Here is a 22344-nt window from a genome sequence, read left to right as displayed (position 1 = left end):
ATCCGTTACCATGCCGCTCTCATTTGGGGATGCGCATGGAATTTCTGCTCTATCTGGCGCTCGGCGCCTGTGCAGGTGTGCTGGCCGGGCTGTTCGGGGTCGGCGGCGGGATCATTATCGTTCCGGTGCTGGTGTACAGTTTCACCTTGCAGGGTTTCGATGCGTCGATCCTCACGCACCTGGCGGTCGGTACGTCCCTGGCGACAATCATATTTACCTCGGTCAATGCGATCCGCGAACATCACCGTCGCGGTGCCGTGCGTTGGCCGATTTTTGCCTGGATGACCCTCGGTATTCTCATCGGTGCCGGTTTTGGCGCGCTGACGGCAGAGGCGATCTCCGGGCCTAACTTGCAGAAAATCATTGGCGTATTTGCACTGATCATCGCAGTTCAGCTCGCCTTGGACTTCAAACCAAAGGCCAGCCGAACGGTGCCCGGTAAAGTCGGTCTGACCGTCGCCGGCAGTGTGATTGGCTGGGCCTCGGCGATTTTCGGGATTGGCGGCGGCTCGCTGACGGTACCGTTCCTGACCTGGCGCAGCGTACCGATGCAGCAAGCCGTGGCGACTTCATCCGCCTGCGGTCTGCCGATTGCGTTGTCCAGTGCATTATTTTTCATGATTCTGGGCTGGCACGACCCGTTGCTGCCGGCCCATAGTCTCGGTTTTGTTTATTTGCCGGCGCTGCTGGGGATCGCCCTGACTAGCATGGTCTTCGCCCGACTCGGCGCACGACTGGCCCACAGCCTGTCGCCGAAGTTGCTGAAAAGACTGTTCGCCGCTTTGCTGTTCTGCGTCGGCCTGAGCTTTTTGCTCTGACGCGTACCGCAATCCTGGCTTAATCCTGGCGTGGCAGCGTCGCCCAGGAATTTTGGTTTTAACTCTAACAAGGAGTCGCAATGCTGCCTTACCCGCAGATCGACCCGGTGGCATTGGCCATCGGTCCGCTGAAAATCCACTGGTACGGCTTGATGTACCTGATCGGCATCGGCGGCGCCTGGCTACTGGCGTCGCGCCGGTTGAACCGCTTTGACCCAACCTGGAGTAAAGAGAAGCTCTCCGACATGGTGTTCTGGATGTCGATGGGGGTCATTGTCGGCGGCCGCTTGGGCTATGTGCTGTTCTATGATCTGAGTGCTTACCTCGCCAACCCGCTGTTGATCTTTGAAGTGTGGAAGGGCGGCATGTCGTTCCACGGCGGGTTCATCGGCGTGATGTTGGCCGCGTTGTGGTTCGGTAAAAAGAACGGCAAGTCGTTCTTCCAACTGATGGATTTCATCGCACCGATGGTGCCGATCGGCCTGGGTGCCGGGCGCATCGGCAACTTCATCAACGCCGAGTTGTGGGGTAAGGCAACCGATGTACCGTGGGCGATGATCTTCCCGACCGATCCGGCGCAGCTGGCGCGTCACCCGTCGCAGCTGTACCAGTTCGCGCTCGAAGGCGTAGCGCTGTTCGCCATTCTCTGGCTGTTCTCGCGCAAGCCGCGGCCGACCATGGCGGTGTCCGGAATGTTCGCGCTGTTCTATGGCATTTTCCGTTTCATCGTCGAATTCGTCCGGGTGCCGGACGCGCAACTGGGCTATCTGGCCTGGAACTGGCTGACCATGGGTCAGGTACTGTGCGTACCGATGATCGTCGGCGGTCTGTTCCTGATCTGGCTGGCGTATCACCGTGCACCGGCGGCTCCAGCGGCGGCTGTATAAATTCGAACCCCGGGGCGACGGTCCCGGGTTCAAGGACACAGGTAACTCATGAAGCAATATCTCGAACTGGTCGCCCACGTCATCAAGAACGGCACCAAACAGGCCAACCGCACTGGCGTAAACACCATCAGCTTCCCTGGCGCGATGCTGCGTTATGACCTTAAGGAAGGTTTCCCGGCCATCACCACGCGCAAGATGGCCTTCAAATCGGCCATCGGCGAGATGTGTGGTTTTCTGCGCGGGGTGAACAACGCCGCCGAATTCCGTGCGCTGGGCTGCAAGGTCTGGGATCAGAACGCCAACGAAAACGCCCAGTGGCTGGCCAACCCGTTCCGTCAGGGCGAGGACGACCTTGGCGAGATCTACGGCGTGCAATGGCGCAAATGGCCGGCGTACAAGCAGATTCCGGTCAGCAACCAGGCCGCCATCGAACAGACCCTGAGTCAGGGCTACCGCCAAATCGCCGAAGGCGAAGAAGACGGCCAAGCTTATGTGGTGCTGTACAAGGCGATCGACCAGATCCGCCAATGCGTCGACACCATCATCAAAGACCCGGGCAGCCGCCGCATTCTGTTCCACGGCTGGAACGTGGCCCAGCTCGATGAAATGGCACTACCCCCGTGCCACTTGCTGTACCAGTTCCACCCGAATGTAGAGACCAAAGAGATCTCTTTGACGTTGTACATCCGCTCCAATGATTTGGGCCTGGGCACGCCGTTCAACCTCACCGAAGGCGCCGCGCTGCTGAGCCTGATCGGTCGCCTGACCGGTTACACGCCGCGCTGGTTCACCTATTTCATCGGTGATGCCCACGTCTACGAAAACCACTTGGACATGCTGAATGAACAGCTCAAGCGCGAGCCGTTCCCGATGCCGAAACTAATGATTAGTGATCGTGTGCCTGAGTTTGCCAAGACCGGTGTGTATCAGCCGGAGTGGCTGGAGTTGATCGAGCCGAGCGATTTCTCGCTGGAAGGCTACGAGCACCACGCGCCGATGACTGCGCCGATGGCGGTCTAAAGCCTCACCGCCTACCAACTGTGGGAGCAACTGTCTTGATGATCTTTATTTTGAAGGCATATTGATAGACAGCTGAATTCCCACAGCTTTACGCCATGCGATGCCCTACAGGAACACCGCGACCCGTTTTAGGCCAAGGGTTGTTTCCACTCAGTTCGGTCTCGGATCATGGCGTTCAGTCGTATCAGCAGCACGCGCATACAGGCGATGAGCGCTACTTTTGCGCATTTACCCTTATGACGCAGTGCGTCATACCGCGCTTTGAACTCAGGCTGTCGCTGAATCACCACCCAGCACGCCATGTACATCGCGCGACGCGCAGCAAACCTGCCGCCGCTAATATGGCGCGGACCTTCATGCTTGCCGCTGTCATCGTTGTAGGGGGCTATGCCTGCCAGCGCTGCAATCTCGTGCCGTCCAACCTCGCCCAGCTCAGGCAAATAGGCCATTAAGCTGGCTGCCGTCACGAGCCCTATTCCCTTGACCGAGCACAAACGGGCTATTTTATCACTGTCCAGGTCTTGGGCACTTTGACGGATCAACTTCTCTATCGACTTTATTGCTTGGCATAAATAGTCGATATGCCTCTGCAGACAGGGTTTTACCCGGTCTACAGAGGCTGTTTTGAGGCGCCGAATATCATCGCTTTGCTGCTGAACAAAGTTTTCACGTTGCTGTACCAGCGCACGCAAATTGTCCTGTTCAGGGCTGGTGATGCGGTTGCTTGGCGACTTTATGACTTCTGCAAACTGCGCGAGAAGTCGCGCATCTATCGGGTCGGTTTTAGCGTGCTGCCCCATCGCCTTGGCAAAGTTCTTGGCGCGACGAGGGTTGATCCGCAAGACTTCGAAGCCCGCGGCCTGAAGCGCTTTCATGGCCTCTCGCTCATAGCCGCCGGTGGCTTCCAGCAATACGCGGTTGACCTGGTAGCGCTTTAACCAATCAATCAGCGCAAGGAAGTCACTGGCGGTATTGAGGTAACTTGCGCCAACGTCTTGCGGGTTAATCCGAACCTCAAGAGTATCTTTGGCAACGTCGATGCCTGCGCAGGAAAACATAGCTGAATCCTCTTACACTCAAAGGTGAGAGCACTCTGGCTGGGCACCACGCTTGTAAATGTTCGAGGTAGGCTCGTTCAACTGTTCGGGCTCAATAACCAGAGTGGAGAGGTGAATGGCAGCATGGGCTCCCACACGTGCTTTAAGCACTCCGGGCATTCAGCTTGCCATTCACCGCTCTCATCCTCAGTCTAATTCCTGCGCAAGACACAAGCGGGCTTGCTCGCGAATGCGGTGTGACAGTCGACAGAAGTGTTGTCTGACACACAGCATTCGCGAGCAAGCCCCACACATTGGTTTTGTGGTGTTCTTAATGGCCGTGACTGCGGCCAACATGGGAATGCTCAACCTCCGTCGCCACAACTCCACCACTCACCTCCAACCGCTGCAAAATCCCGCACTGATCAATATCCGGCCCTTCGCTGCAACGTTGGCGCAGGTCGAGCAGTTGTGTCTGCAACGCCAGCAACCCATCGATCCGCGCTTTGACGTGATGAATGTGTTCGTCGATCAACGCATTCACGCTTTCACATTGATCCTGCGGGCTGTCGCGCAGGGCCAGCAGGCTGCGGATTTCTTCCAGCGTCATGTCGAGCGTGCGGCAGTTGCGGATGAAAGTCAGACGCTCGGCATGGGCCTGGGTGTAGACGCGGTAGTTGCCGTCGCTGCGGGCCGGCTCCGGCAGGAGGTTTTCGCGCTCGTAGTAGCGGATGGTCTCCACGGCGCAGTCGGTGAGTTTGGCCAGTTCTCCGATCTTCATGACGGCAATCTCCAAAAGGGTGCTTGACCCTATAGTGGCTACAGGGTCTTTACTTGGCAACAGGCACCTTTCCGGACGCGACCCAATGAGCGATTCCCTTCACACGCACAAACCCGAAGACGGGCATGATCACGATCACAAGCTGCAGCCTGTGCAGAAGAAGCATGACCACGGCGGCCACGGGGATTCCTGCTGTTCCTCAAAAGTGGCGGCACCGTCGCTGATCAAACTCAGCGAAACTCCAACGGCTGGCGCGCGCCTGAGCAGTTTCCGCATCGACGCCATGGATTGCCCGACCGAGCAGACGCTGATCGAGAACAAACTCGGCAAACTCGTGGGCGTGCAGCAACTGGAATTCAACCTGATCAACCGCGTGTTGGGCGTCACCCATGACCTGCCGAGCACCGCGCCGATCATCGACGCGATCAAGTCCCTCGGCATGCAGGCCGAGCCGCTGGAGCAGGGCGCTGAACCGCCAGCGCCGGCCCCCGAGAAAAAGCCCTGGTGGCCCTTGGCGCTGTCGGGTGTTGGTGCGCTCGCAGCTGAAGTTATCCACTTCACCAACGCTGCGCCGAACTGGGTTGTAGCGGTCATCGCGTTGATCTCGATCCTCAGCGGCGGCCTCGGTACCTATAAAAAGGGCTGGATCGCACTTAAAAACCTCAACCTGAACATCAACGCGCTGATGAGCATCGCGGTGACCGGTGCGATTTTGATCGGCCAGTGGCCGGAAGCGGCGATGGTGATGTTCCTGTTTACCGTGGCCGAGTTGATCGAAGCCAAGTCGCTGGACCGGGCGCGCAACGCCATCGGCGGTCTGATGCAGATGACCCCGGAAAAGGCCACGGTGCAGCAGGCCGACGGCAGTTGGATTGAGCGGGACGTCAAAGCGATCGAGCTGGGCGCGCGGGTGCGGGTGCGTCCCGGTGAGCGGATTGGTCTGGACGGTGAAGTGGTAGCTGGCAGTTCAACCATCGATCAGGCGCCGATTACCGGTGAAAGCCTGCCGGTTGAGAAGACTGTCGGTGACAAGGTTTTCGCCGGCACCATCAACCAGGCCGGTTCCCTGGAGTACTCGGTAACCACGGCGGCCAACAACTCGACCCTGGCGCGGATCATCCACGCCGTGGAACAGGCCCAGGGCTCGCGTGCACCGACCCAGCGTTTCGTCGACAGCTTCTCGAAAATCTATACGCCAGCAGTGTTTATCCTGGCGCTCGCGGTGGCGGTGATTCCGCCACTGTTTATGGGCGCGCTGTGGTTCGACTGGATCTACCGGGCGCTGGTTTTGTTGGTGGTCGCCTGCCCATGCGCCTTGGTGATTTCGACCCCCGTAACCATCGTCAGCGGCCTTGCGGCGGCGGCGCGCAAAGGCATTCTGGTGAAGGGCGGCGTTTATCTGGAGGGCGGTTACAAGCTCGATTACCTGGCTTTGGACAAGACCGGCACCATCACGCACGGCAAACCGGTGCAGACCGATTACCTGTCGCTTGATCCGACCGCGGACGAATCAGCCCCGGCGATTGCAGCAGCGCTGGCCGGACGCTCCGATCACCCGGTGTCCTTGGCCATTGCCAACGCGGCTGTGGATAAACAACTCGCACCGCTGACTGTGGATAACTTTGAGGCGCTGGCCGGTCGCGGTGTACGCGGCGAAATCAATGGTCAGGTTTACCACTTGGGCAACCACCGCTTGGTGGAAGAACTGAACCTGTGCTCGCCTGCACTGGAGGAAAAGCTGTTTGCGCTGGAGAAACAGGGCAAGTCAGTGGTGCTGCTGCTCGACAAATCCGGCCCGCTGGCACTGTTCGCCGTGGCCGACACCGTGAAAGAGTCCAGCCGCGAAGCAATCCAGCAACTGCACGACCTGGGCATCAAAACCCTGATGCTCACCGGCGACAACGTCCACACCGCTCAGGCGATTGCCGCGCAAGTCGGCATCGACGAGGCCAAGGGCGATCTGCTGCCGACCGACAAGCTGCAAGCCATCGAAGCCCTTTATGCACGGGGCCATAGCGTCGGCATGGTCGGCGACGGCATCAACGACGCTCCGGCGCTGGCGCGAGCCGAGATCGGTTTTGCCATGGCTGCGGCGGGCACCGATACCGCCATCGAGACCGCCGATGTCGCCCTGATGGACGACGATCTGCGCAAGATTCCGACCTTCATCCGGCTGTCACGGCAAACCTCAAGCATCCTCAAACAGAACATCGCCCTGGCATTGGTCATCAAAGCGATCTTTCTTGGGGTAACCTTCGCCGGGATCGCCACCATGTGGATGGCGGTGTTCGCCGACATGGGCGTCAGCCTGTTGGTGGTGTTTAACGGTTTGCGCCTGTTGCGCAAATAAGCGATGAGGAAAGGGTGTGCTGAGTGCCGAGCTGAAGGCGTTTTACATGGTGGCCCGCTTGGGCAGCATCACTTTGGCGGCGAAAAAACTTGGCCTGAGCCAACCCACGGTGACGACTCAGATTCGCAATCTGGAAAGCCAGTACTCGGTTGAATTGTTCTACCGTGGTGGCCGCCGCCTCAGTGTCAGCGATGAAGGCGCGCGGCTGCTGCCGATGGTCAAGGCGCTGTTGCAGCAGGAAGCCGACATCGAGTTTTTCCTGCGTAACAGCGGTCAGGTCCAAGGCACGTTGCGCATCGCCGCGACCGCGCCGTATTACATCCTCGATCTGGTGAAGACCTTTCGCGAGCGCTTGCCGCAGGTGGAAGTGTCGGTGGAAATCGGCAACTCCCAGCAAGTGCTCGAAGCGCTGGAGGAATACCGGGTCGATATCGCTGCGTCTTCGCAGTTACTGGAGGATGCGCGGCTGATTCGCCGGGTGCTCGGCAGCGATCCGCTGGTGCTGGCGGTGCATCGCAATCATCCGTTGGCGGTCCACGACCATGTTCCTCTGAGTGCATTAGCCGGGCATACCTTATTGATGCGCGAGTCGGGCTCGACCACTCGACGTCTGACCGAGGAATTGCTGGCCAGCGCCGGGGTGAGTTTCGGGCCTTTGCTGGAGATTGGCAGCCGCGAGTCGATCCGTGAGGCGGTGTTGCGCAATATCGGCATCAGCATCATTGCCCGGCAGGAAGTGCCGCACGATCCGCAATTGCGCGTGCTGACCATCGAGAATGCGCCGCAGATTCCCGAGTATTTGTACTGCCTCAAAGAGCGAAAAAGCGCGCGACTGCCGGCGGCGTTTCTCGGGTTGGCGCAGGAAATGGCTCCGGCCTGAAGTCTTGTGCTGACTGAGCTGACGCCTTCGCGAGCAGGCTCGCTCCCACAGGTGACCGCATTCCCCTGTGGGAGCGAGCCTGCTCGCGATGGCGTCAGACCGGGCAACCCAAATCCTTGAATACCACTATCAGCTGTTTTTGCCTCACTGCCACATGACGGACGCATTACAAATCTAGGATGGCCTTCATCTGCTTGATGAGGCCTGTCCATGAACCACTCGATCGCAACTGCCCTGACCAATCCCGGCGCCCCGATGAAAGTGCGCGGCGTGCAGAAACGCTTCGGCGCTTTCACCGCGCTGGATAACGTGTCCCTCGACGTGGCGGCCGGTGAGCTGGTGTGCCTGCTCGGCCCGTCGGGCTGTGGCAAAACCACTTTGCTGCGCTGCATTGCCGGTCTTGAGAAGCAGGACAGCGGCGAGTTGTACCTCGGCGATCGCGACGTTTCCCACCTGGCACCTCAGGCTCGGGACTACGGCATTCTGTTTCAGTCCTACGCGTTGTTCCCCAATCTCACCGTCGAAGCGAACATCGCCTACGGCCTCGCCGGCAGTGGTCGCGATGAAGTGCGCAAGCGTGTCGCTCAGATGCTGGAGCTGGTCGGCCTGATCGGCAGTGAGAAAAAGTACCCCGGCCAATTGTCCGGCGGCCAACAGCAGCGCGTCGCACTGGCTCGGGCCTTGGCGCCGGCACCTTCGTTGCTGCTGCTGGACGAACCGATGTCGGCCCTCGACGCCAGGGTACGCGAGCATCTGTGCACCGAACTGCGCCAATTGCAGCGCAACCTCGGCATCACCACCCTGATGGTCACGCACAATCAGGACGAAGCCATGCTGATGGCCGACCGCATTGCCGTGATGAACAACGGCAAGGTCGAGCAATACGCTACGCCGCAGGAAATCTACGACCGCCCGGCGACACCGTTTGTGGCGGAGTTCGTCGGCCAGGGAAACTGGCTGCCATTCCAGCGCAGCAGCGACAGCCACGCTCAGGTCGGCGGTATGAACATGCGCCTGGCCGCCGGTTCGGGCAACGCCGCATCGGGTCGTCTGTTTTGCCGCCCGGAAGCGATCAACGTCAACCCGCCCGTGCATGAAGAAAACCTGTTCCCGGCCAAGGTTCGCGAGATCACCTTCCTCGGCAACCGCTGCCGCATGAGCTTCGAACTCGATCAACTGCCAGGCCACGCATTGCTGGCCGAGCTCGCGCCGGAAGCCATGCCACGCCTCGGCGCCCAGCAGATCATGGTCGCCTTGCCACCACGCAGCCTGCAGGTGTTTGCCTGATGAGCGCGAACCTCGCGCTGCCGATACCGCACAAGCAGGTTCGGCAGACCTCCCGTGCCGAAATCGGCGACCGGGTGTTCGTGGTCGGCGGCAAAGTCCTTTTGCTGGTGTTGCTCGGCGTCGCGGTATTGATGCCGTTGCTGGCGATCTTCTGGCGCGGTTTCAGTTCTGAGGCGGGGCAGGGCGGTGGTCTGGTGGCCGCCCGTGAATTGGTGACCAGTGCGAATTTCCACTGGTTGCTGGGCAACAGCCTGAAGGTTTCCCTCAGCGTTGCGGCGATTGTCGTACCGCTGGCGTACCTGTTTGCCTACGCCCTGCAACGCACATTGATACCGGGCAAAGGCATTTGGCGCGGCATGTCGCTGTTGCCGCTGATGGCGCCGTCGATGTTGCCGGGTATTGCGCTGGTCTATCTGTTCGGCAACCAGGGCATGTTGCGCGGTTTGCTCTCGGACAATATCTACGGCTTCTGGGGCATTGTTCTGGGCGAGGTCATCTACACCTTCCCACACGCTTTGATGATTCTGCTGTCGGCGCTGTCCCTGGCGGATGCGCGACTGTTCGATGCGGCCTCCAGCATGGGCGCCAGTCCGGCGAAAGCTTTCCGTAGCATCACTTGGCCGGCGACTCGTCAGGCGGTGTTCGCGGCGTTCTGTCTGGTGTTCACCCTGACCATCACCGACTTCGGCGTGCCCGTGGTGGTCGGTGGCGATTATCAAGTACTGGCGCTGGAAGCCTACAAAGCCGTGGTTGGCCAACAACAGTTCGGCCGCGGCGCGTTGATCGGCATGGTCCTGCTGCTGCCAGCGCTGTTCAGCTTTGGTGTCGACGCCTGGCTGCGTCGGCGTCACGGCGACTCCATGAGCGGTCGGGCGCAAGTCTTTCAACCGGCGCCGTCGAAACTGCGGGACGGTTGCTACCTGGCCATCGTGTTGCTGATCTGCGCGGTGTTGCTGCTGGTGTTCGGCATGGCGGTGTATTCGTCATTAGTGAAGTTCTGGCCGTACAACCTGTCGCTGTCGCTCAATCATTACCAGTTCAACGACACGGCGGGCGGTGGCTGGCTGGCCTATGGCAACAGCGTGAAGATGGCCTTGTGCACGGCGTTGATCGGCAGCGTGCTGATCTTCACCGGCGCTTATCTGATGGAAAAAACCAAGGGCCAACGCGGGCTGAATCTGACACTGCGCATGCTCAGTTTCGTACCGATGGCGGTGCCGGGTCTGGTGCTGGGCCTGGGTTACGTCTTCTTCTTCAACCTCACCGGCAACCCGCTGCATGTGCTCTACGGGACCATGACCCTGCTGGTGGTCTGCACCATTGCTCACTATTTGACCACTGCGCAAATGACCGCCACCACCGCGCTGCGCCAACTCGATGCCGAGTTCGAAGCCGCTGCGTTGTCGCTCAAGGCGCCGCTGTATCGGCATTACCTGCGCGTCACCGTGCCGATCTGCCTGCCGGCGCTGCTGGACATCGTGCGCTACCTGTTCGTCTCGGCCATGACCACCGTCTCGGCGGCGATCTTCCTCTACAGCCCCGACACCATCCTTGCGGCCGTGGCGGTGCTGAACATGGACGACGCCGGCAACGTCGGCGGCGCGGCAGCGATGTCGACCCTGATTCTGTTCACCTCGGCGGGCGTGTCGCTGCTGCTGGCCTGGGCCTCGCGCGGTTTGCTGCGCCGTTCCCAGGCCTGGCGGCAGACCGCGCCTGGCAATTGATTCGCTGCTCCTAAAACCGAAAACCCCTCAACTCAAAACAGGAAAAGATCATGTTCAAGCCCCTGGCCCTGGCCGCTGCTGTCCTCACCGCTTTCAGCCTGAACGCCTTCGCGGCGAAAACCGAGTTGACGGTGTACACCGCCCTCGAAGCCGAACAACTGAAGACCTACAAGCAAGCCTTCGAAAAGGCCAATCCGGACGTCGAGATCAAGTGGGTGCGCGACTCCACCGGCATCATCACCGCCAAGCTGCTGGCCGAAAAAGCCCGCCCGCAGGCTGACGCGGTGTGGGGCCTGGCGGCTTCAAGCCTGGCGATCCTCGATCAGCAAGGCATGCTGCACAGCTACGCACCAAAGGACCTGGGCAAGATCGGCGGCAACTACCGCGACGCCGCCAACCCGCCGGCCTGGGTCGGCATGGACGTCTGGGCCGCGACCATTTGCTTCAACACTGTCGAAGCCGAGAAACAGGGTTTGAGCAAACCCGTGAGCTGGCAGGACCTGACCAAGCCTGAGTACAAAGGCAAGATCGTCATGCCCAACCCGGCCTCGTCTGGCACCGGTTTCCTCGACGTCAGCGCCTGGCTGCAAACCTTCGGCGAGAAGCAGGGCTGGCAGTACATGGACGACCTGCACCAGAACATTGGCCAGTACGTTCACTCCGGTTCCAAGCCTTGCAAACTGGCGGCTGCGGGTGAATTCCCGATTGGTATTTCCTTTGAATATCCGGCCGTTCAACTGAAACGCCAAGGCGCACCGCTGGACATCATCCTGCCGAAAGAAGGCCTGGGCTGGGAGATCGAAGCCACCGCCGTGATCAAGGGCACACCGCATGAAGAGGCGGCGAAGAAACTGGCTGACTTCTCTGCTAGCCCGGCTGCGATGGAGCTTTATAAAGAGAACTTCGCCGTGCTCGCGCAACCGGGTATTGCCAAACCGCAGACCGAATTGCCGGCGGATTATGAGCAGCGTTTGATCAAAAACGACTTTGCCTGGGCGTCGAAGAATCGCGATGAAATCCTCACCGAGTGGCGCAAGCGCTATGACGGCAAGTCCGAGAACGTGGCTGCCAAGTAAGATCTTCATCGGCTGTGAGGGCTCTTTCGCGGGCAAGTCGGATCGCCGCACCGCTCGCTCCTACAGGGATACGGGTTCCCCTGTAGGAGCGAGGCTTGCCCGCGAAGGCGGCTTCGAGTTCAGGACAAAACTCCATGACACAACACAACGACATGCTGATCGTCGGCGCCGGCATCCTCGGCCTGTCCCACGCCTACGCCGCCGCCAAGCGCGGTCTGAAAGTCACCGTTTTCGAGCGCAGCGAAACGCCCTTAGGCGCATCGGTACGCAACTTCGGTCAGGCATTGGTAACCGGCCAACCACCGGGCCCGATGCTCGAACTGGCCAAAGCCAGTCGCGAAATATGGGGCCAATTGGCACAGCTCGCCGGTCTGCAGCTCAAGCGCAACGGCTCGTACCTGTTTGCCCGCACCGAAGCCGAAGAACACCTGCTGGAAGCCTTCTGCGCCGGCCGCGCCGTGGAACACGGTTACCGCGTCGACCTGCTGCATGGCGCTGCGTTGCGTGACTTGTATGGCGGCCAATTCAGCCATCACCGCGCCGCGTTGCACGGCATGGACGATCAGCAACTGTATTCCCGTGAAGCCATTCCAGCGCTGATCGACTATCTGCGCCGCGAACTCGGCGTCGCGTTTCACTTCTCCACACTCGTGCGCGATATCGAGCCTGGCCGCTTGCACAGCACCGCCGGGGCCTTCACTGCCGAACAGATCATCGTCTGTTCCGGCCACGATTATCAGACGTTGCTGGCCGAGCCGATCGCCGAACTCAACCCGCAAATTTGTCGTTTGCAAATGCTCCGCGCTCGGTCGCAAATCAACCTCAACCTGCAACACGCCTTGCTCACCGGTTTGAGCTGCGTGCACTACGGCGCCTTCGCCGATCTGCCGGAAGCGGCGGCGGTGCACGCGCAAATCCTGCGAGAGGAACCGCATCTGCATGAAAACGGCATTCACCTGCTGATCAGCCCGACGCCTCACGGTGAATTGATCATCGGCGACTCCCACCATTACGGCAGCGACCCGTCGCCGTTCAACGCCGAGCAAGTGGACAACTGGATGATTGAACTGGCCGAGCAGACGTTGGGTTGCAAGGTGCAAGTGGTGGAACGCTGGCAGGGTGTCTATGGTTCTCGTGGGCCGGGGCCGTTCTCGTTCCTGCGTCCGATGCCGGGCGTGAGCGTGGCACTGATGCACAGTGGTGTCGGCATGAGCGTCGGGCCGGCGATGGCTGAACGCAACGTAGCGACTGTGTTGGGAGAGCGTTGATGGACCGCAATGAGCAAGTGATCGCCGAGGTGTTCGGTCTGTATGAGCGCTTTGGTGACCGCGATTATATCGGCGAGCCGGTCTCGCAGATCGAGCACATGTCCCAGGCCGCCGAACTGGCCCTGGCCGAGGGCTTCGATGACGAAGTGGTGCTGGCGGCATTCTTCCATGACATCGGGCATATCTGCGCCGAGAGTGCCGAGAACATGGGCGGCTTCGGCGTGGTCAGTCACGAGCGTCTGGGCGCCGAATACTTGCGTCGTGCAGGTTTCAGCGAGCGCATGGCGCGGCTTGTGGAATACCACGTTCAGGCCAAGCGCTACCTGACGCTGAAAGAGCCTGGGTACTACGAGCGCTTGAGTGGAGCCAGTCGCCGCACTCTGGAGTATCAGGGCGGGGTGATGACCGCTGCCGAGGCTGAAGCCTTCGAGAAGGATCCGTTGTGCGAGGTCAGTTTGCGGATGCGCCAGTGGGATGAGCAGGCGAAGGACATGTGGGTGCCGGTGATCGACCTCAAAATATTGAAGGCGAAAGCATCAGCGTTGCTGGCCAAGAGCAAGTCTCCTGCAACGGAGACGTCTTTTGCGACGGATGCTTAGCGAAACTCCTTACTTGTCACGGCGAAGTCGAGCCATGGCTACGAGGTTTTCGAGCCGCTAGTGTTTGAGCTTCTTTAATTGCCAAGGAATGCTCATGCGCTATTTGAAAGTCACCGTTCAGGATCGAATCGGCAATGGACGACCGGATTCTGTTTTGCTGCAGTTCTATGAACCTGCTTGTACGCCAGGAAAGATGTCCTGGCCAACAAAGCCTTTGCACTGGATTTCGATGCTGATGGCAACGTCGATTACAAAATGGGCGACGTCACTAACAACGGCAGGGAAAACAGTGTTGACCAGCGTCTGCTGAAAACCTTCGCCAATGCCTGTCTCAAACTCAACTGGTTCAATCCCGGTGCTTCCACAAAACGCTATCTGAAGATCTTCGCCGAGGATTTTGCCGAAGATGGCAGCCCGGATACCGTGCGTTTGCATTTTCACGAAGGCAACGGGAAACCGACTGACAAGACGCTGACTTACACCGCGTCTGCCTACGACACGGATAACAACGGCACACTGGACTGGTCGATCCACTTTGATGTGGATAACGATGGCGATATTGATGCACTGGACCGTGGTTTGGTGTCGTTGCTGAGCGCCACTTACCTGAAGTTCAAATGGAAGTGAGCTCGAGGACGCGCTACTTGAAAGTGATCGCCCAAGCGCCGATCGGTCAAGGGCAGGACGGAATCGTGCGTTACCGGTTTTCTGAAAGTGATCATTTACAGCGTGAGGCTACGGACGCTGAACTTCGGTGGCTCAAGACCTTCGGCAAGACGTATTTGAAGTGTGCCTGGTACAACGAGGGGCAAGGCGAGGAGCACCACTTACGGATCTTCTCGGAAAATCCAGGCGGTGATGGCACGCCGGAAACGGTGCGACTGCATTTTCATGAAGGGCAGACGATTGCCTATAAAGCAGCTGCCCGTGATCTTGATAATGATGGGGATTTCGAGCTGATATTGAGTTCGGATGTGGACAACGACGGGCGTGCTGATCGCACGGATCGGCGACGAGTCGCGTCGCTGGTGCGAGAATTTTTGAAGCTCGGCTTTTGATCGTTCCCACGCGGGAGCGTGGGAACGATCAGGTTCAGAGCTGCTGCGCCAGCACTTCGATCTGTTCCTGCCTTTGCGCCTGATTCAACTTCGGATGCGCATTAAGCGGCGACCACTGCGGATGCGCCCGCGCCTTGTTCAGTGCCTCGGGCAGTTTGCCTTCGCGCCAGGATTTGTCCTGGGGCGTGGCCACCTGAATGCTGTCCATCGCCGCATGCCCACGCGCATTGAGCGCTTGCAGCAGTTGCCGCTGACGCAATGCTAATAGCCGCAGCACGCCGTCATCGACGGTCAGCTCTCGCTGGCCTTTGATCTTGCCCATTAACCGGCTGCCATAACTGCGCGCGGTTTGCAGGGCGCCGCCGGCAATCGCGCCGGCCAGTGCCGCCGCGCCGAGGGTCAGGCCGCCCACCAGCAAGTCGACCCCGGCGCCGGCTGCCGCGCCGGCCGCGATACCGCCACCGACTCGCACGCCCAGTTGTTTCAGGGTTTCCGGGTTGAACAGGTCGTCACCCCAGCGGCCATCGAGCAGTGGCAGATCACTGGCCGCCGCGTCCTGTGGACGGAAGGCGTAGAGCTTGAGCAGCGCTTCGACGCAGCGTTGTTCCCGTTGTCGAACCGCTTTGCGCAGTTCGTTGATGGCCTGCTGTTCTTGCTCGGCTTCGCTGACCACGCTGCGACGGCACGCGGCGCAGTCGATCAATAATTCGGCAATCAGCCGCGCCGCACTCTGTTGCCGGGCCTGGCGTTGGGCTTGCTGATCGGCGATCAGGCGTTCCAGTTGCGGGCGGGCGTTTTCCAGCAGCAGTGCGAGGCTTTCATACAGTCGACGTTCGCCATCCTCCGGCGGTGCGACGCTGTCGAAACGCACCAAGGCGTGCAAGCCCAGACGTGCCAACGCTTCGCGCCAATCCGGCTCGCGATGGTTGGCGCTGCTGACAAAATTCAGCACCGGCAGCAACGGTTTTCCGCAGCTGGCCAACACTTCCAGCTCATCACGGTATTTGGCCAGCACCGGTTCCCGGGCATCGATCACGTAGAGACCGGCGTCGCAGGTCAGCAGTTGCCGCAGCACCTTGGCTTCCTGTTCGAAACGCTGCCGGGCTTCGCTGCCTTCAAGGAAACGCGCAAGACGTGCCGGGCCGTCCAGGCGTTCACCCGGTCGTTCCAGACGTTCGAGGTAGTCGAGCAGGGCGATGGCGTCTTCCAGGCCCGGCGTGTCGAAGAGATCGAGCAACGGCTCGCCGTCCACCGACAATCGTGCGCCCTCGACGTGTCGTGTGGTGCTGGGGCGATGAGACACCTCACCGAAACCGACATCGCGGGTCAGGGTGCGCAGCAACGAGGTTTTGCCGACGTTGGTGTGGCCGACTACCGCGAGCTTCAAGGGCGCTTTCCATGGATTAGTCATGACCGCTCTCCAGCCAGTTCAACGGCGCGCAATCGGCGAACGGCAAGTCCAACTGCTGCAACGCCACGTGCCAGTCGCCCAGCCTTTCGGCATCCAGCGCTTCGCCCGGTGGTGCTTGCAGCAGCCAGACGCGGGTGGCGCTGGCGTTGCGCGCCAGTTCGGCGATCAGTGCCAGACTGCCGCGGTCTGGCGAACGTCGCGGATCGCAAGCGATGGCCAATCGGGCCGGAGGGAAACGGCTCAGCTGTTCGAGAAGTTTGTTGCGCGATTCGCGACTGTCGAGAATCCCGGCGTTGCCCACGGTTTTCGGCAGTGGCGGCGGCCAGGGGCGTTGATCGTCCAGCTCGATGGCCACCAACAGTGCGCCATCGCTTGGCAGGTCGTTGACGCCGCTTTCAATACGATGCAATTGCTCTGGCGCAGCGTCGCTGATGCCCAGGCGTTCACTGGTCGGCATCAGCCGTTCGCGCAGTTGGGCATAACCGGGCAGGTTCAAATCCAGATGTAATGTCGCTTGGCCGGTTTTCCAGCGCCACAGGCAAAACAGCGCCAACAACAGACGCGGCAAAACACCGTAGACCACCAACACACCGACCAGCCATGTTGCCCAGGCCTGACGGGCGCTTTCGATGTTCAGCGCGGCATCGTCGCTGGCGCGGATCATTTCTACGGTCGGAACGTTGAAACCAAGCATGGCCGGAAGGGCTCCGAGAGCCTGAGTCATGGCGACGAAGGTGTCGCCGCTGAGGAGGGTGGTTTCCCAGACGAAGCCGTAACGCCGGGTCGCCATCAGCATCAACAGCATCACCAGAGCGCTGAGCATCGCCAGCAACCACAAACCGTTGACCAGTACGCCGACCGCCCAGCGATTGAGTTTTTGTCGTTGCAGCAATAGCAGCAGGGCCGGCGCCAGTTGCGCCGCTTTGGCATCGCGAGCGAGTTTTTCGCTGAGCCATAACCACAAGCGGCCGAGGGTGGCGCCGTGTTCGCCGGCGAAGGCAAGGCCCAACGCCCAGCTCAGCAACAGAATCAGGTTCAGCCCAAGCAAACTGCCCAAGGCCCAGAACACATTGACCGGGGGTTGTCCGTCGCCCAGCGCGGCAAGCGCCAGGCCGGCGCCGCTGGCAACGGCGAGAACAGCCAATACCAACAGTGCCAGCCGCGCACCTTGCAGCCAATGTTTGAGGGCGCTGGTCAGCCCGTCGCGGTCCGCCAGCCACAGGGCGCGGCGTTGAATGCGTGTCGGCAAATCACCGCCCGCGCTGCGGGCCAGTCGGTTGGCTTCCAGATCATCCAGGGGGCCGGCGTGTTCTTCGCGCAGGCGAATGGTTTCCGTCAACCAGAGGTTATTCAGTTCAGTCACGCGGCATCCCGTCGCTCAATTGAACGGTGAGCATAACCGCTGTGGCGCTTATCGGGGTACGGGAGGCTCTGGTATCCTCGCCGGCATGACTAAATCACTCCCCCTCAGCCTGATCGCAGCCCTCGGTGAAAACCGTGTGATCGGCGTCGACAACAGCATGCCCTGGCACTTGCCGGGGGACTTCAAATACTTCAAGGCCACCACCCTGGGCAAGCCGATCATCATGGGTCGCAAGACCTGGGATTCCCTCGGTCGTCCGTTGCCGGGCCGGTTGAACATCGTGGTCAGTCGTCAGGCGGATCTGCTGCTGGAAGGCGCGGAGGTTTATCCGTCGCTGGAGGCTGCAGTGGTTCGCGCTGAAGAGTGGGCTAGGGAACAGGGTGTCGATGAGCTGATGCTGATTGGCGGCGCGCAATTGTATGCGCAGGGGATGGCTCGGGCTGATCGGTTGTATTTGACGCGCGTGGCGCTGAGCCCGGAAGGGGATGCGTGGTTTCCGGAGTTTGATTTGAAAGAGTGGAAACTGGTGTCGAACACCGAGAATCCGGCTGTGGATGACAAGCCGGCGTACAACTTCGAAGTGTGGGAAAAGTCTTAAAAGCTTCGCGAGCAAGCCCGCTTGTGTCTTGCGCAGGAATTAGACTGAGGATGAGAGCGGTGAATGGCAAGCTGAATGCCCGGAGTGCTTAAAGCACGTGTGGGAGCCCATGCTGCCATTCACCTCTCCACTCTGGTTATTGAGCCCGAACAGTTGAACGAGCCTACCTCGAACATTTACAAGCGTGGTGCCCAGCCAGAGTGCTCTCACCTTTGAGTGTAAGAGGATTCAGCTATGTTTTCCTGCGCAGGCATCGACGTTGCCAAAGATACTCTTGAGGTTCGGATTAACCCGCAAGACGTTGGCGCAAGTTACCTCAATACCGCCAGTGACTTCCTTGCGCTGATTGATTGGTTAAAGCGCTACCAGGTCAACCGCGTATTGCTGGAAGCCACCGGCGGCTATGAGCGAGAGGCCATGAAAGCGCTTCAGGCCGCGGGCTTCGAAGTCTTGCGGATCAACCCTCGTCGCGCCAAGAACTTTGCCAAGGCGATGGGGCAGCACGCTAAAACCGACCCGATAGATGCGCGACTTCTCGCGCAGTTTGCAGAAGTCATAAAGTCGCCAAGCAACCGCATCACCAGCCCTGAACAGGACAATTTGCGTGCGCTGGTACAGCAACGTGAAAACTTTGTTCAGCAGCAAAGCGATGATATTCGGCGCCTCAAAACAGCCTCTGTAGACCGGGTAAAACCCTGTCTGCAGAGGCATATCGACTATTTATGCCAAGCAATAAAGTCGATAGAGAAGTTGATCCGTCAAAGTGCCCAAGACCTGGACAGTGATAAAATAGCCCGTTTGTGCTCGGTCAAGGGAATAGGGCTCGTGACGGCAGCCAGCTTAATGGCCTATTTGCCTGAGCTGGGCGAGGTTGGACGGCACGAGATTGCAGCGCTGGCAGGCATAGCCCCCTACAACGATGACAGCGGCAAGCATGAAGGTCCGCGCCATATTAGCGGCGGCAGGTTTGCTGCGCGTCGCGCGATGTACATGGCGTGCTGGGTGGTGATTCAGCGACAGCCTGAGTTCAAAGCGCGGTATGACGCACTGCGTCGTAAGGGCAAATGCGCAAAAGTAGCGCTCATCGCCTGTATGCGCGTGCTGCTGATACGACTGAACGCCATGATCCGAGACCGAACTGAGTGGAAACAACCCTTGGCCTAAAACGGGTCGCGGTGTTCCTGTAGGGCATCGCATGGCGTAAAGCTGTGGGAATTCAGCTGTCTATCAATATGCCTTCAAAATAAAGATCACCAAGACAGTTGCTCCCACATTGGTCCTGCGGTGTACATAGAACTTATGAACACCGAAGATCAACTGTGGGAGCGGGCTTGCTCGCGAAGGCGGACTATCAGGCGCTACTTAAGCGTGAGCCAACTCCGAATGCTCATCCGCATGTAGCAGTTCTTTATCGGTCTGCTGCATGATCTGGCTGGTAATCGCACCGGCCGTTATCGAACCGCTGACGTTCAACGCCGTACGGCCCATGTCAATCAGCGGCTCAACCGAAATCAGCAACGCCACCAGTGACACCGGCAAGCCCATCGCGGGCAGCACGATCAACGCGGCAAACGTCGCGCCACCGCCCACGCCGGCCACACCGGCCGAGCTCAGCGTCACAATCGCCACCAGCGTCGCGATCCACAGCGGGTCCAGCGGGTTGATGCCCACGGTTGGCGCAACCATCACCGCCAACATCGCCGGGTACAGACCGGCACAACCATTCTGGCCAATGGTCGCGCCGAACGAGGCGGCGAAACTGGCGATGGATTGTGGAATACCCAAACGGCTGGTCTGGGCTTCGATGCTCAGCGGAATGGTCGCGGCGCTGGAGCGGCTGGTGAAAGCAAACGTCAGCACCGGCCAGATCTTGCGGAAAAAGCGCAGCGGATTGATCCCGGCGGCCGACACCAGCAAGCCATGGACCACGAACATCAGGCCCAGTCCGATGTAGGAAACCACCACGAAACTGCCAAGTTTGATGATGTCCTGCAGGTTGGAGCCGGCGACCACTTTGGTCATCAGAGCCAATACACCGTACGGGGTCAGCTTCATCACCAGACGCACCAGACGCATCACCCAGGCTTGCAGGGTGTCGATGGCGTTGATCACTTTCTGACCTTTTTCGACGTCATCTTTCAGCAGTTGCAGCGCTGCGACGCCAAGGAACGCAGCAAAAATCATCACGCTGATGATCGAGGTCGGCTTCGCGCGAGCGAGGTCGGCGAACGGGTTTTGCGGAATGAACGACAGCAACAGCTGCGGCACATTCAGGTCGGCAACCTTGCCCGCGTAGTCGGTCTGGATGGTTTGCAGACGGGCCATTTCCTGAGTGCCGGCCACCAGGCCTTCGGCGGTCAAACCAAACAGGTTGGTCAAACCGATACCGATCAGCGCCGCGAGGGCCGTGGTAAACAACAGCGTGCCGATGGTCAGGAAGCTGATCTTGCCCAGCGACGAGGCGTTGTGCAGACGGGCCACGGCACTGAGGATCGAGGCGAACACCAGCGGGATCACGATCATTTGCAGCAACTGCACGTAACCGTTGCCTACCAGATCGAACCAGCCGATCGAGGCTTTCAGTACCGGGTTGCCGGCACCGTAAACGGTGTGCAGAGCCACACCGAAGACCACGCCCAGCACCAACGCGAGCAGGACTTTTTTCGCCAGGCTCCATGTGGTGTGACGGGTTTGCGCCAGGCCAAAGAGCAGGGCGAGGAACACCAGCAGATTGAGGATCAGCGGCAGATTCATTGGAACTCCGATAAAGACTTGTGCCAGCTACCTTCCGGGGCAGCCGCGAACCGGCAAGCCTAACAGCTTGATATCTAATGAATTAATATCAAAAAAATCTGGATACTGTCGTTTTTGGAATAAGCGAGTGTCGCTGACAGAGATGCAGCTGGCGCAATAGGGACGCAGGCGGTCGCGGGCAGACGAGGGCTGTCACACTTATTTGTTAGCTTCGATGTCTTTAATTCAGGGTCTTTTAATAAGGAAAGCATGCCGATGAAGCTCGCACCGAAATTTCTGGTCGCTGCACTCTGCTTGGGCCTCGCCGGCCAAGCCTTCGCTACGGATTTGAAGCATTGGCCAGCCGATCAGGCCAAGGCGCTGGACGCAATGATTGCCGCCAACGCCAACAAAGGTAACTACGCGGTGTTCGACATGGACAACACCAGTTACCGCTACGACCTCGAAGAGTCGTTGCTGCCGTTCATGGAAAACAAGGGCCTGATCACCCGCGAGAAACTCGACCCCTCCCTGAAACTGATGCCGTTCAAAGACACCGCCGACCACAAGGAAAGTCTGTTCAGTTACTACTATCGCCTCTGCGAACTCGACGATATGGTCTGCTATCCATGGGTCGCGCAAGTGTTCTCCGGCTTCACCCTCCAGGAACTCAAAGGCTACGTCGATGAGTTGATGGCGTCCGGTAAACCGGTTCCGGCGACTTACTACGAAGGCGACGTGGTCAAGAACCTCGACGTCAATCCGCCGAAAATCTTCACTGGTCAGAAAGAGCTGTACAACAAGCTGATGGAGAACGGCATCGAGGTCTACGTGATGACCGCCGCCTCCGAAGAACTGGTGCGCATGGTCGCCGCCGATCCGAAGTACGGCTACAACGTGAAACCGCAAAACGTGATCGGCGTGAGCTTGTTGCTCAAGGATCCGAAGACCGGCGAGCTGACCACGGCGCGCAAGCAGATCACCGCGGGCAAGTATGACGAAAAGGCTAACCTCGGCCTCGAACTGACCCCGTACCTTTGGACTCCGGCGACCTGGATGGCCGGCAAGCACTCCGCGATCCTGACCTACATCGACGAGTGGAAAAAACCAGTACTGGTTGGCGGCGATACGCCGACCAGCGACGGTTACATGCTGTTCCACGATGTCGACGTGGCCAAGGGCGGCATCCACTTGTGGGTCAACCGCAAAGACAAATACATGACCCAGATTAACGGCATGATGGCCAAGCACGCCGCGGCTCAGGCCAAGGAAGGGTTGCAGGTTACGGCGGACAAGAACTGGGTGATTGTGAAGCCAGAAGAAATCCAGTAAGCACCAAAAATCCAAATGTGGGAGTGAGCCTGCTCGCGAAAGCGTCGGGCCATTCAACATCAATGCTGCGTGACACACCGCCTTCGCGAGCAGGCTCGCTCCCACACTTGACCGAGTTGGCC

Annotated in this window: 20 protein-coding genes; 15 read left to right on the top strand and 5 right to left on the bottom strand. The window is 59.5% G+C overall.

Annotated elements, in window-relative coordinates:
* The first annotated feature begins 35 nt into the window (after nt 1-35).
* The 3 genes from QFW87_RS27985 to QFW87_RS27975 all read left to right on the top strand — a co-directional run bounded on the left by QFW87_RS27985 (nt 36) and on the right by QFW87_RS27975 (nt 2725).
* Complete coding sequence (locus QFW87_RS27985) at nt 36-818, top strand: sulfite exporter TauE/SafE family protein (protein WP_283184646.1); 783 nt, start codon at nt 36-38, stop codon at nt 816-818.
* An 80-nt stretch (nt 819-898) separates the two neighbouring features.
* Nucleotides 899-1705, top strand: a complete 807-nt coding sequence (gene lgt, locus QFW87_RS27980) for a prolipoprotein diacylglyceryl transferase (protein ID WP_283182074.1) — start codon at nt 899-901, stop codon at nt 1703-1705.
* Between the two features lie 48 nt (nt 1706-1753).
* Nucleotides 1754-2725, top strand: a complete 972-nt coding sequence (locus QFW87_RS27975; protein WP_283189355.1) for a thymidylate synthase — start codon at nt 1754-1756, stop codon at nt 2723-2725.
* A gap of 128 nt (nt 2726-2853) precedes the next feature.
* On the opposite strand, the gene QFW87_RS27970 is transcribed toward QFW87_RS27975, so the two are convergent.
* Nucleotides 2854-3783, bottom strand: coding sequence for a transposase (locus tag QFW87_RS27970; protein WP_283189354.1), 930 nt, complete (start codon nt 3781-3783; stop codon nt 2854-2856).
* A 310-nt stretch (nt 3784-4093) separates the two neighbouring features.
* Nucleotides 4094-4543, bottom strand: a complete 450-nt coding sequence (cadR, locus tag QFW87_RS27965; RefSeq protein ID WP_046045180.1) for a Cd(II)/Pb(II)-responsive transcriptional regulator — start codon at nt 4541-4543, stop codon at nt 4094-4096.
* Between the two features lie 85 nt (nt 4544-4628).
* Here cadR and QFW87_RS27960 point away from each other — a divergent pair, with 85 nt between their 5' ends.
* From QFW87_RS27960 to QFW87_RS27920, 9 genes are all read left to right on the top strand, one after another.
* Entirely contained in the window at nt 4629-6893 is a 2265-nt protein-coding gene (locus tag QFW87_RS27960) for a heavy metal translocating P-type ATPase (RefSeq protein WP_283189353.1), read from the top strand.
* Between the two features lie 16 nt (nt 6894-6909).
* Nucleotides 6910-7773: a LysR family transcriptional regulator gene (locus QFW87_RS27955; protein WP_283189352.1), complete on the top strand. Its 864-nt coding sequence runs from the start codon at nt 6910-6912 to the stop codon at nt 7771-7773.
* Between the two features lie 210 nt (nt 7774-7983).
* Nucleotides 7984-9060 carry a putative 2-aminoethylphosphonate ABC transporter ATP-binding protein gene (locus QFW87_RS27950; protein WP_283182071.1) on the top strand — a complete coding sequence of 359 codons (1077 nt, stop codon included), beginning with the start codon at nt 7984-7986 and terminating at the stop codon, nt 9058-9060.
* Nucleotides 9060-10784 (top strand): putative 2-aminoethylphosphonate ABC transporter permease subunit, encoded by a 1725-nt coding sequence (locus QFW87_RS27945; protein ID WP_223429463.1) that lies wholly within the window; start codon nt 9060-9062, stop codon nt 10782-10784. Before QFW87_RS27950 ends, QFW87_RS27945 begins: the two co-directional genes overlap by 1 nt.
* A 50-nt stretch (nt 10785-10834) precedes the next feature.
* Complete coding sequence (locus QFW87_RS27940; protein WP_283189351.1) at nt 10835-11860, top strand: putative 2-aminoethylphosphonate ABC transporter substrate-binding protein; 1026 nt, start codon at nt 10835-10837, stop codon at nt 11858-11860.
* A 134-nt stretch (nt 11861-11994) separates the two neighbouring features.
* Nucleotides 11995-13128, top strand: a complete 1134-nt coding sequence (locus tag QFW87_RS27935) for a TIGR03364 family FAD-dependent oxidoreductase (RefSeq protein ID WP_283189350.1) — start codon at nt 11995-11997, stop codon at nt 13126-13128.
* Nucleotides 13128-13727 carry a phosphonate degradation HD-domain oxygenase gene (locus tag QFW87_RS27930; RefSeq protein ID WP_283189349.1) on the top strand — a complete coding sequence of 200 codons (600 nt, stop codon included), beginning with the start codon at nt 13128-13130 and terminating at the stop codon, nt 13725-13727. Before QFW87_RS27935 ends, QFW87_RS27930 begins: the two co-directional genes overlap by 1 nt.
* A 177-nt stretch (nt 13728-13904) precedes the next feature.
* The gene (locus tag QFW87_RS27925; protein WP_283189348.1) at nt 13905-14354 is read left to right on the top strand and encodes a hypothetical protein; all 450 of its coding nucleotides are present in this window, start codon (nt 13905-13907) and stop codon (nt 14352-14354) included.
* 23 nt (nt 14355-14377) lie between these two features.
* Nucleotides 14378-14785: a hypothetical protein gene (locus QFW87_RS27920; RefSeq protein ID WP_283184645.1), complete on the top strand. Its 408-nt coding sequence runs from the start codon at nt 14378-14380 to the stop codon at nt 14783-14785.
* A gap of 34 nt (nt 14786-14819) precedes the next feature.
* Here the strand turns inward: QFW87_RS27920 and QFW87_RS27915 are convergent, their stop codons facing one another.
* Together QFW87_RS27915 and QFW87_RS27910 are read right to left on the bottom strand one after the other, a co-directional pair.
* Entirely contained in the window at nt 14820-16196 is a 1377-nt protein-coding gene (locus QFW87_RS27915) for a GTPase/DUF3482 domain-containing protein (RefSeq protein WP_283182065.1), read from the bottom strand.
* The gene (locus QFW87_RS27910; protein WP_283189347.1) at nt 16189-17559 is read right to left on the bottom strand and encodes a DUF2868 domain-containing protein; all 1371 of its coding nucleotides are present in this window, start codon (nt 17557-17559) and stop codon (nt 16189-16191) included. The genes QFW87_RS27915 and QFW87_RS27910 overlap by 8 nt, the downstream gene beginning before the upstream one ends.
* A gap of 85 nt (nt 17560-17644) precedes the next feature.
* On the opposite strand from QFW87_RS27910, the gene QFW87_RS27905 reads away from it, so the two are divergent.
* Nucleotides 17645-18157 (top strand): dihydrofolate reductase, encoded by a 513-nt coding sequence (locus QFW87_RS27905; RefSeq protein WP_283182063.1) that lies wholly within the window; start codon nt 17645-17647, stop codon nt 18155-18157.
* A gap of 234 nt (nt 18158-18391) precedes the next feature.
* Complete coding sequence (locus tag QFW87_RS27900; RefSeq protein ID WP_283188224.1) at nt 18392-19321, top strand: transposase; 930 nt, start codon at nt 18392-18394, stop codon at nt 19319-19321.
* Between the two features lie 198 nt (nt 19322-19519).
* Here the strand turns inward: QFW87_RS27900 and QFW87_RS27895 are convergent, their stop codons facing one another.
* The gene (locus QFW87_RS27895; protein WP_283189346.1) at nt 19520-20911 is read right to left on the bottom strand and encodes an L-cystine transporter; all 1392 of its coding nucleotides are present in this window, start codon (nt 20909-20911) and stop codon (nt 19520-19522) included.
* Nucleotides 20912-21166: 255 nt separating this feature from the next.
* Here QFW87_RS27895 and QFW87_RS27890 point away from each other — a divergent pair, with 255 nt between their 5' ends.
* Nucleotides 21167-22222, top strand: a complete 1056-nt coding sequence (locus QFW87_RS27890; protein WP_283189345.1) for a haloacid dehalogenase-like hydrolase — start codon at nt 21167-21169, stop codon at nt 22220-22222.
* Nucleotides 22223-22344 lie beyond the last annotated feature (122 nt).

The sequence above is a fragment of the Pseudomonas sp. PMCC200344 genome (genome assembly GCF_030053095.1).
Lineage (GTDB): Bacteria > Pseudomonadota > Gammaproteobacteria > Pseudomonadales > Pseudomonadaceae > Aquipseudomonas > Aquipseudomonas svalbardensis.
Note: the sequence above shows the minus strand (reverse complement) of the source record. Positions and strands in the feature narration are given on the sequence as shown.